The 11256-nt window shown below is 31.6% G+C and carries 10 protein-coding genes; 2 read left to right on the top strand and 8 right to left on the bottom strand.

Going from position 1 to position 11256, the window contains the following annotated elements; translation table 11 throughout:
- The first annotated feature begins 15 nt into the window (after positions 1-15).
- Positions 16-528, top strand: coding sequence for a GTP-binding protein (locus tag DIS18_RS08145; RefSeq protein WP_109352485.1), 513 nt, complete (start codon positions 16-18; stop codon positions 526-528).
- A gap of 11 nt (positions 529-539) precedes the next feature.
- Here DIS18_RS08145 and era read toward each other — a convergent pair whose 3' ends face one another.
- The 4 genes from era to DIS18_RS08125 form a co-directional block, all read right to left on the bottom strand.
- A complete protein-coding gene (gene era, locus DIS18_RS08140; protein WP_109352484.1) occupies positions 540-1421 on the bottom strand; it encodes a GTPase Era in 882 nt (293 codons plus the stop codon).
- A 122-nt stretch (positions 1422-1543) separates the two neighbouring features.
- Positions 1544-2248, bottom strand: coding sequence for a BamJ family beta-barrel-assembly machinery protein (gene bamJ, locus DIS18_RS08135; protein WP_109352483.1), 705 nt, complete (start codon positions 2246-2248; stop codon positions 1544-1546).
- A gap of 191 nt (positions 2249-2439) precedes the next feature.
- Complete coding sequence (locus tag DIS18_RS08130) at positions 2440-3108, bottom strand: bifunctional 4-hydroxy-2-oxoglutarate aldolase/2-dehydro-3-deoxy-phosphogluconate aldolase (RefSeq protein WP_109352482.1); 669 nt, start codon at positions 3106-3108, stop codon at positions 2440-2442.
- A 93-nt stretch (positions 3109-3201) separates the two neighbouring features.
- Positions 3202-4248, bottom strand: coding sequence for a sugar kinase (locus DIS18_RS08125; RefSeq protein WP_109352481.1), 1047 nt, complete (start codon positions 4246-4248; stop codon positions 3202-3204).
- A 132-nt stretch (positions 4249-4380) separates the two neighbouring features.
- On the opposite strand from DIS18_RS08125, the gene DIS18_RS08120 reads away from it, so the two are divergent.
- Entirely contained in the window at positions 4381-5430 is a 1050-nt protein-coding gene (locus DIS18_RS08120; protein WP_425428171.1) for a LacI family DNA-binding transcriptional regulator, read from the top strand.
- A gap of 510 nt (positions 5431-5940) precedes the next feature.
- Here DIS18_RS08120 and DIS18_RS08115 read toward each other — a convergent pair.
- The 4 genes from DIS18_RS08115 to DIS18_RS08100 are packed head-to-tail and all read right to left on the bottom strand — an operon-like array spanning position 5941 to position 11204.
- Entirely contained in the window at positions 5941-7341 is a 1401-nt protein-coding gene (locus DIS18_RS08115; protein ID WP_109352479.1) for a purine-cytosine permease family protein, read from the bottom strand.
- Positions 7342-7363: 22 nt separating this feature from the next.
- The gene (locus tag DIS18_RS08110; protein WP_109352478.1) at positions 7364-8512 is read right to left on the bottom strand and encodes an alpha-hydroxy acid oxidase; all 1149 of its coding nucleotides are present in this window, start codon (positions 8510-8512) and stop codon (positions 7364-7366) included.
- Between the two features lie 29 nt (positions 8513-8541).
- Positions 8542-9912: an FGGY-family carbohydrate kinase gene (locus DIS18_RS08105; RefSeq protein WP_109352477.1), complete on the bottom strand. Its 1371-nt coding sequence runs from the start codon at positions 9910-9912 to the stop codon at positions 8542-8544.
- Positions 9913-9923: 11 nt separating this feature from the next.
- The gene (locus DIS18_RS08100) at positions 9924-11204 is read right to left on the bottom strand and encodes a sugar isomerase (protein ID WP_109352476.1); all 1281 of its coding nucleotides are present in this window, start codon (positions 11202-11204) and stop codon (positions 9924-9926) included.
- Between the last annotated feature and the right edge of the window lie 52 nt (positions 11205-11256).

The following is an 11256-nucleotide window of genomic DNA, read 5'->3' as shown; positions in this document are numbered from 1 at the left end:
CTAAACTAAGCATGAATGCCATTAAGTAACGACATTATTTTACGCCCAAGATTTAAAATGGAGATTCCCAGATATAATGAGGCAATTTTAAGTGATTTTGAAAATGCTAAAACTACTCAATCTGATTTTGTTGTAACTCGTGTTGATGATCATGTATTCATAAAATTCCCAAAAGAGAAACAAACGTTTTGGACACCTCAATTGCATTTAGAAATCAATAAAATTGATGATAATTCTAGTAGGCTTCATGGTTTATTTGGTCCCAATCCTACTGTTTGGACATTATTTATGTTTCTTCATTTTCTTATTGCTGGAATATTTATTGCTTTTGCCATTTGGACTTATACCAATTGGTCTTTAAAAGAAAGTTATGCTGTACAAGCTAGTATCACATTACTAATGATTTTGCTTTGGGTAACTTTATATTTTGCAGGAAGTATTGGAAAAGCTTCAAGCACTACTGATATGCGTTTACTAAATAATTTTATGCATACTGTTTTAAAAATTGAACAAGAAAAAGTAACTTAAAACATATTTTCCTAATTATTATAACCAAAACGTTTGAGTTGGTTTTGATTGCTTCTCCAATTTTTATTCACTTTCACATATAATTCAACATGTATTTGCTTTCCAAAAAATTTCTCTAAGTCTTTTCTAGCCTCAACACCTACTCGTTTTATAGCTGTTCCTTTGTGACCAATAATGATTCCTTTTTGAGTTTCTCTTTCAACCATGATTACAGAACGTACTCTTATGATATTCTCTTCCTCAAAAAATTCTTCAGTATCAACTTCAACAGCATAAGGAATTTCTTTTTTGTAATGCATTAATATTTTTTCACGAATAGTTTCGTTGATAAAAAAACGCTCTGGCTTATCTGTTAATTGATCTTTTGGATAAAATGGTGGTGATTCTGGAAGCAATTCTATAATACGATTAAATACTTCTTTCACATTAAAGCCTTCCAAAGCTGAAATCGGAAAAATTTCTGCATTTGGTACTTTTTCAGACCATGTCTGTACTTGATTCTCTAGTTGTTCTTGATCTGATTTATCAATTTTATTTAGTAATAATATAACTGGAATTTTTGAGCTAGTGATTTTATTAAAAAATGCTTCATCCTTTAAGTCCTTTTCTCCAATTTCAACCATATATATAAGCACATCGGCATCTTCAAAAGCAGACTTTACAAAGCCCATCATAGACTCTTGAAGTTCGTATGCAGGTTTTATAATCCCTGGAGTATCACTTAAAACAACCTGAAAATCTTCACCATTTACAATACCTAAAATTCTATGACGTGTGGTTTGTGCTTTGGATGTAATTATTGATAGTTTCTCTCCAATAAAGGCATTCATTAATGTTGATTTTCCAACATTAGGATTACCAATAATATTTACAAAACCTGCTTTATGACTCATACTAATTTTAATTAAATCTGCTACAAAGTTACAATTTGAATATTCATTCTATAAATAATACTTAAAACAAAAAAAACAGGAAGCATAACTTCCTGTTTTTAATATATTCTTGGAGAAGTAAACTACTTTACTATCTCTAATAATTCTACATCAAAAATTAATGCAGCATTTGCTTTAATTTTTCCTCCTGGCCTTGGATTTGCACCATATGCAATATCACTAGGGATAAAAAACTTATATTTAGCTCCTTCTTTCATTAACTGCAAACCTTCTGTCCAGCCTTTAATAACTTGTGTTACACCAAATTCTGTAGGCTCACCTCTATCAACAGAACTATCAAACACAGTGCCGTCAATCAAAGTACCATGATAGTGCACTTTTACTTTAGATGCTGTTGTTGGCTTCTCACCTGTTCCTTCCTTTAAAACTATATACTGTAAGCCACTTTCTGTAGTCTGCACACCATCTTTTGTTTTATTTTCAGCTAAGAATTTTTCGCCTGCTTCTTTATTAGCTTTAGCTTCTTCTTGACGCTTAGCCATTTCTTCTTGTTGCTTCTTTTGAAAATAAGCTCTAACAACTTTTTGAGCTTCAGCTTCGTCTAATAAAATATCTGTAGAATCTAAAGCATTTGTAAAGCCTTGGATAAACAAATCATTATCAAAATCATCAAAACTTGCTTTAACATTTTTAGCAACATCCATACCAATTGCATAACTTACAGAATCCAATTCTGTTTTAATCGGTTTTTGTGCAACTCCGTTTTTATTACATGACACAAGCAATAATAATACTGCTACAAGACTTAAATATTTCATTATTTTCATTTTTATATTTTTTATTCTGACGCCAAATGTAACAAATTTATAGTGAGTAAAAAAGTAATTCACCTCACTTGATTAAGTTAAAATATTATTAAAAACTTAATATTTATCTTATATAGAATAAAATTATATTCTTAAATAAAAAGAGTCGCACAATGGCGACTCTTTAAATTCAAATAATTATATAACTGAAATTATTTCCTAACAGCTTTTACTATGGCTAGTGCAGCTTTTACATCCTGCTCTAACTTAGCATAATCTTTATTAGCAATAATATCTTTTGAAATTAGTTTAGAACCCATTCCAACACAAGTAACACCTGCATCAAACCATCCTTTTAAGTTCTCCTCAGTTGGAGAAACACCACCAGTTGGCATAACGCTCGTCCATGGTTGAGGACCTTTAATTCCTTTTACAAATTGTGGCCCATATATATCACCTGGGAAAAGTTTTACGATTTCACATCCTAATTCTTCCGCTCTAGCTATTTCTGTTAATGTACCACATCCAGGAGACCAAAGCACTTTTTTACGGTTACAAGCTATAGCAATATCTTCTCTTAAAACTGGAGTTACAATAAAGTTTGCACCTAGTGCCATATATAATGAAGCTGCAGCCCCATCAGTTACAGAACCTACACCCATTATCATTCCTGGTAATTCTGCAATAGCGTATTTTGTTAATTCTCCAAAAACTTCATGAGCGAAATCCCCACGTGCAGTAAATTCCATTAATCTTGCTCCACCATCGTAACAAGCTTTTAATACTTTTTTACTTAATTCTATATCGTTATGAAAAAACAAAGGAATCATCCCTGTATCTTTCATTGCTTGTGCTACTTCTAATCTTGAAAATTGTGCCATCTTTTTTATAAATGTTATTTGTTAAGTCGTAAAGTTGTTAAGCTGTATTAACCGCATAAACGACTAAACAGCTCAACAAATAAACTTATTTTATTATCTAGCTACACGACCAGATGCGTCGCCTCCCATTAGTTTTTCAACTTCAGAAACTGTTACTAAGTTAGCATCACCTTTAATAGTGTGTTTTAAACAAGATGCAGCAACAGCAAAATCTAAAGCGTTTTGATCATCTTCTGGGTACTTTAATAATCCGTAGATTAAACCTCCCATAAATGAATCTCCACCACCTACTCTATCAACGATATCTGTAATTTGATACTGACGTGTTTCGTACATTTTCTTTCCATCGTATAAAACCCCTGCCCATGTGTTATGAGAAGCAGAAATAGAACCTCTTAAAGTTGTAATTACTTTTTTAGCTCTTGGGAATTTTTCCATCATTTGTTGACAAACAGACAAAAAAGCTTCAGCCTTAACATCATGCCCTTGAGTTTGTACTGTGATACCTTCTGGTTTGATACCAAAATGCATTTCAGCATCTTCTTCGTTTCCAAGAACGATATCACAGTAAGATGTTAATTCAGTCATTACAGACTCTCTATGCGAATCACTGCAATATTTCCAAAGCTTAGCACGGTAATTTAAATCTGTTGAAATAGTAATACCTTTTGCACTTGCAGCTTTAACTGCTTCTAAACAAACGTCAGCAGCACCTTGAGAAATTGCTGGTGTAATACCTGTCCAGTGAAACCATTCAACTCCATCAAAAACAGCATCCCAGTCAATCATTCCTGATTCAATTTCAGCAATTGCAGAATGTGCTCTATCGTAAACTACTTTTGAACCTCTAGACACAGCTCCTGTTTCTAAGAAATAAATACCTAAACGATCTCCACCGTAAACGATTTTATCAACACCAACACCTCTTTTACGCATTTCCATCATAGCACATTCACCGATATCATTTTTTGGTAAACGTGTCACAAAATCAACATCAACTCCATAATTAGCTAATGAAACTGCTACATTTGATTCTCCACCACCGTAGATTGCATCAAAATTATTTGCTTGTGAAAATCTTAAAAATCCTTGTGGAGCTAATCTTAACATGATTTCTCCGAATGTTACTACTTTACCCATTTTAATTGATCTTATTTAATAAATTTTTAGTTTTAGTTAAACGTTTAACCAAAAGTTTAAAAATAAATCAAAACCTATATTTCTATTAAGATTTTGATTCAATTATTTAATACGGTATATTTGCTTAAACGATTGAGCAAATATATAAAAAAAATAAATATCAAAAAGAAAACTACAATAAAAGATATTGCCAATGTGTTAAATATCTCTGCAGCTGCTGTTTCAAAAGCTTTAAACGATGATTCTAGAATCAGTAAAAAAACGAAAAAGGCAGTAAAACAAGTTGCTAAGAATTTAAATTATCAGCCCAATCATCTTGCTAGTGCTTTAAGGAAAGGAAAAAGTAATTTAGTTGGTGTTATTGTACCCAGAACCAACAGTAACTTTTTTTCTTCTGTTATTCAAAATATAGAACAAGTTCTAAATAAAGAAGGTTACAACATTATCATTACTCAATCTAACGAATCTTATAAAAAAGAGTGTGATAATATTGACACATTATTATTTACTCAAGTTGATGGTATTATTGCTTCTATGGCAAATGAAACTACTAATTTAGAATATTATGAAAAAGTAAAAGCCAAAGGTATTCCATTAATATTATTTGATCGTGGTGAAAATGATTTAAACGTAGATTATATTGGCATTAATGATTATGATAGTAGCCATGTAATTGTAGAACATCTTGTAAATCAAGGCCGCAAACGAATTGCGCATATTGGAGGTTATAAACGTACTCGAATTTTTAATAATAGAATTAGAGGTTATATTGATGCTTTAAAAAAACATAACTTGCCTTTAGATAATGAGCTCCTTATAGAAAGTAGTCTGACAACTGAGGATGGTAAAGAAAAAATGGCTCAATTATTAAAACTCAAAAACAGACCTGATGCCGTTTATGTGGCAAGTGATTACGCTGCACTAGGAGCTTTGCAAGTTCTGAATGAGCATCAAATTAAGATCCCTGAAGATATCGCTTTAGTTGGATTTGGAGATGAGCCTTTTACAGCTATGGTAACACCTACAATTTCAAGTATAAACCAACACAGCGCTGAAATTGGTAAGCAAGCAGCACTTACATTTCTCTCATACACTAAGAAAAAAACGATTGAACAAACTTTAAATAAAATTATTTTAGATGCAGAATTGATTGTAAGAGAGTCATCAAATATTATAAATTAATAACAAATATGAGGCCCTTTAGATAAAAAGATAAAAGACAATATTAGGTTAACTTCTCACTATTCAATAAAAAATTTTGATTAAATTCTACTTTGCATAAATACGCCATCAATATTAAACACAACACTACAAATAACATTTTTAAACAAATAGTGATGAGCTAATTTTTAATGATAAAAATGCACATATGTTAATCCAGAATATCTAATAATATTAATATATGAACAACTAAAATCTAAAGATTAGCTAACAGTTTTTCTACAAACCCTAGATAGTAAAAAAATATGAAACCAATAAAGGTAACCATGAATTCTAAAGCATTGCATCCATCAACAACATGAACTACCTTTTATCTTCTGGTTTTGAATCTGAGTTACTACTAAAAATTACAAGAAGAAAATTCACAAACAGTAATATTGAAATTAAAATTATTAGAATTTTCATTTTACAATATATAGTTACTTAACAAATTCATCTTTAAAAGACAACTTAAATGATTTTTAGTAAGTGTTATTTCTTTTGAAAATACTTACTTAATACTAAAAATAAAACGCCACATAATAACCATGCAGGTAACGTTACAAAAGATAAAAACACATCAAATTGCACAGATATAAAATAGAATATACCAAAACTAATAGCCCAAGCCCAAAACACAGATTTATTGAATGATAAATTAGCTGCTTCTGCATAATTCTTAACTATACCTGTTTGTTTATGGAAAAAGTGTTCAAAAACTATAATTGCGCCAAATGGTGCTAAAATGAAACCGTAAAGAGCAACAAAACCTAATAATTTCATAGCAAACGCAGGAAACAAGCCAGCAATTGTAGCCACTGTACCAGCTAATATGGTAACCTTTGCTGTTGAAAGTTTCGGTAAAATAGCTTGAAATGCTAATCCTGCTCTGTATATAGTTGGATTTGCTGTAGTCCAACCTGCTAATACAACTGCAATAATTCCAAAAACACCAATAGCATTATTAGCTAATGGACCTGGAGCCACTGGAGGAGCATCTCCAACACTTAAAAAAGCTTGAGCTTCTGGAGATTTTAAATAAACAGCATATAATAATGCAGCAGCTATCCAAGCCATATAGTGGCCTACATACATCCCTGCTGCAGTTGCCCATCCTGCTTTTGCTTCTTTTGCAAATCTAAATACCGATAAATCAGACATTCCAATATGCATTGCACCATTAGCAAACCATGACCATATAACAACGTGCCAAAACGTGAATTTTATCTGCCCAGGAAAAGGCTCTGAGCCTTCTCCCCAAATATTCCAAAAATCCGAAAAACTACTTACTCCTAATTGATTTAAAGCCACAATACCGCAAGCCACAAATGCTATAACTATTATAGGCGACATCCAGTTTGCTGCTTTAGTTACTGTATCATATCCCCTAGCTGCTATTATTGATATTACTGCCCCAATAAGAATAACAATAATAACCCATGTTACTCCATTTGGCATAGTATCAGTAAGCTTTGGCATTGGCATATTAAAAGGAATACCAACAGCTGTTGCTGAGACTGTAATCATAGAACCTGCAAGGAAACAAAATAAAATTCCATTAGCTAAGTTATAACCAGTAACTAGTTTTTTACCACATATTTTTTCAAGTTGATAATATAAAGTCAACCTGTTTTTTACTGCAATTTCAGCAGTTAAAAATCTCCAACTTAATACCGCTAATAAGTTTCCAATTAATAACCCAATAATCAAATCAAATGCACTTACACCAGCTGTGAGAAATAATGGACCAATCATAAATTCAGTTCCAGCTGCATGCTCTCCTGCATACATACCTATAAAACTTTTCCATCCTTTTAATTTTGATCCAGGAACTGGCGTTCTTTCGAATTCGCCACCGCCTACTTCTTCTATTTCTACCGATGTATCACTCATAATTAGTTAGTTTAGTTAATAATTATTTAATTAAATGATTAGGAAAATCAGATGTTTTCTCACAACATAATTGTTCCATAACTTGCTGTAATTCTGTTTTTAACAATGATATAGTATGGTTCCCTCCTTTTTTACCCAATGCAGAAACTCCATACATAAATGAGCGCCCCATAAAAGTAAACTTTGCTCCAGACGCCATAGCTCTTGCTACATCTGGACCAGAACGCACACCACTATCCATCATAACTTCTATTTGATCTCCATATTTTTCGGCAATGGTAGACAATGGTTTAATTGTAGATTGTCCAGCATCTAATTGGCGACCTCCATGATTAGAAACTATGATACCATCCAATCCTAATCTAATTGCTTCCTCAGTATCATATTCTGAAGCCACACCTTTTAGCACTAGTTTTCCTTTCCACATATCACGGATAGGTTTTATTTTTTCTTCATTTAATCGTCCACTAAAAGTTTGATCCATAAACTTTCCCAATTGTTTTAAATCTAACCCTTTTGGCATGTATGGCTTTAAGGTTTCAAAGTTTGGTTGTCCATATTTTAGGGTCTGCATAGCCCAATGTGGTTTACCTAAAACTTGCAAAATATTATTTAACGTCATTTTTGGCGGCATAGCCAAACCATTTCTGATATCTCTTGGCCTGAATCCAAATGTTGGTACATCGCAAAGAATAACTAAAACTGGACATTCAGCAGCTTCAGCTCGTTTAATAATATCATCTCTTAACCTATCTTCTGCTGGATGATATAGTTGAAACCAAGCTTTACCCTCTGTTAACTCACTTGCTCGTTCAATACTTGTTGTTGTAACTGTACTTAATATAAATGGAATGTTATGCTCAAAAGCTGCTTTAGCTAAAATTTCAGGAGAATTTGGCCACATTAATCCTTGTAATCCTACTGGCGCTATTCCAAAAGGAGCATCATAGTCTATACCAAATAACTTAGTTTTTAAAGACGAACCGTGATGTTGGCGCAAATAATTTGGTTTAAGCTGCACCTCTCTAAGTTCAGAAGTATTCCTAATTAAGTTAACATCTTCATTGCATCCACCATCTAAATATTCAAAAGCAAATTTTGGAATTTTTTTTTGAGCTCTAGTTCGTAAATCATCTATCGAAGGATACCTTGTATCAAACTTTAAGGCCATAATACTTGTAATTTTAATTTCTTTAACTTCTAACTTACTATAAATGGAACGTGCTTTTTCAAGGCATAATTCTTTTTCAAAAACTTAGAATTCAATTTATTATCTGAAATTGAAATAGCAGCACCTAGTGCAGAACCCAAAGAAGCATCTGTTGTACTTAATTTTTTCTCTCTAAAATGATGGGATAACAACTTTATATAAATATCATTATTACTAAATCCACCATCTACATATATTCTAGCAATATTATCACCACCAAGAGCCTCTTTAATACATTTAATCTGCAAGAGTACAAGTTCTGTAATTAACTGGTGGTATGCATGTTCATATTTATGATAAGAAATATGAGTTTTTTCAGGCATACTTTCATCTGTAATACTCTCCCATCTGAAACAATGCTTAAAATCTTGAATTATTTCAAAATAGGTATCATAATCAAACTTAACTGTACGATGATAATCATCACTAACACCAAAATGCTTATCAAGTTTATCAACTTGCACTTTGTACTCATTTCCTAAAAATATACGTGTTGCTTTAACAGGTTTTCCATTAATCCGCATGTAATTAAGTACATCTTTTTTATAAATATCCTCAGAAATTGGATTCTCAGTAAATGGGTTAAAAACAATGCTCCAAGTACCTGTAGATACTAGAACAAATTTTTTCTTGATACTTCTAACATATGGAAGTAAAGCAGCTGAACTATCATGAATGCCAACACCTATCTTAATTCGATTGCCATTGTAGTTCATATTTATACTTGTTTCAGTAGATACTATTGGTGGTAGAATTTTATCAAACTCTTCTTTATAAACCCAATTATGATAATCTTTTTTACTATAATCCCATAATGCAGTGTGACAGCCAATACTAGTATATTCACTTAAAGCAATACCAGTAAATATATAGCTTAGATACTGAGGTAAGTGTAATGAGAATTTTATCCTTTTAAAAACTTCTGGTTTTGTATTTTTTAACCAATATAACTGGAGTCCAGAATTTAACATACTTAAATCTGCACAACCTGTAGTTTTAAGAAATTCTTCTTTTGGTCCATAAGCTTCAAAAAAAGAGGATATAATATTCTCTGGAAGTGGTTTAGTATAATTATAAAGAGGGGTTAATGGATTTCCATCTTCATCAAGATGAACTAAACTAGCTCCATAAGTTGAAAAGTTAATGGCTTTAACTTCAAATTTTTTTGATTTTAAAATTCGATTAAAAACGTCTTTTAACCATTTTTGGAGTGCAGGAAGATTTTCGGTTGGATGTCCATCTTCGTCTTCTATTTCATCAAAAGAAACATATTCTTTATGGACTTCTTTAAAATCCTTATCAAATAGAAAAAACTTTTTATTGGTTTTACCAATATCAAAAACTGCGGTTACTTTTTTCATTCTTGAAAAATTTATAGTCCTGTAGCTACAGTGTTTTTACCTCTTTCTTTTATTAGACCTTCTCTAATATTTAAAGTTCTGTAAGCATCAATTGGACTTAATACACCTCCACCATTTAATCGAGCTTTTTCTAATAAAGGTCTCACATCTGTTCTGTAAGCTTCTTGCAAAATTTCTTGACATTTAACTACATCATTATCTAACTGTGCTGCTTTTAATGCAGATTGGTCTATAAGCATTGCTTTAGCATAAGCTTCTTGAATAGCCTCTAAGGATTGTATTAAATCTTCTAAAGGATCTTTTACATTATGACTTGCATCTATCATCCAAGCTAAATCAGGGTTTTGTGGATTGTTTTGCATTCCATAAACCAGTTCATTAAAAATCAAGAATAAGGCATACGGTTTTATGCTCCCTACAGTTAAATCGTCATCTCCATATTTACTATCATTAAAGTGAAATCCACCTAATTTACCTTTTAATTGAAGGATAGATACTATTTGTTCTATATTTGAATTTGGTAAGTGATGCCCTAAATCTACTAAAGTATAAGCTTTATCTCCACAACCATTAGCAAGCATTAAGGAAGCTCCCCAATCTTGAATTACTGTACTGTAAAAATTTGGTTCATAAGGTTTATATTCTATCAACATAGACCAATCACTTGGTAAACCTTTGTATATATCTATTAAGCTATTTTGCGTATTTTGAAAAGCGGTTTGAAAATTATTTTGACCTGGGAAACAAGAGCCATCTGCTAACCAAACCGTTAAACTTTTAGAACCTAATTTGTCTCCAATATTAATTACATCTAGATTATGTTGTATTGCTTGTTCTCTAACAGCTTTACTGACATTACTTAAAGAACCATATTTGTAAGTTTCTAGAGCATCTTTTTGATCTTGAAAAGTATTTGAATTTACAGAATCAAATTTAATATTTAAAGCACTAGCTTTTTCTTTAATTGCGTTATAATCAGAAGGAATATCCCAAGGAATGTGCAAAGAAATAGCTCCAGCAGTTTGAGTTAAACTATGAAGAATTCCTACATCTTCTATTTTTTGTTCAAGATTTGAAGGTTCTCCGTAAAAAGAAAAACGACCAAAACGTGTTCCTCCAGCTCCCAATGCCCAACTTGGTATAGCTACCTGAAATTTGGCTAATTTTGTAACAATATCAGAAACATTATGACCTTGTTTACTTAATTTATTAGCTAAGAAATCAAAATTCTCATTATGACTTTCTAAGTCCTTTTTATTATAATCTGAGATTTGCTCTTTTTGTACTTTCATAATTTTAATATCTTTCAAAAATAAAAAAAGAAAACCCCATAAACTTCAAACA

The organism is Algibacter marinivivus, assembly GCF_003143755.1.
Taxonomy (GTDB): Bacteria; Bacteroidota; Bacteroidia; order Flavobacteriales; family Flavobacteriaceae; genus Algibacter_B; species Algibacter_B marinivivus.
This window is presented reverse-complemented; position numbering and strand designations above follow the sequence as displayed.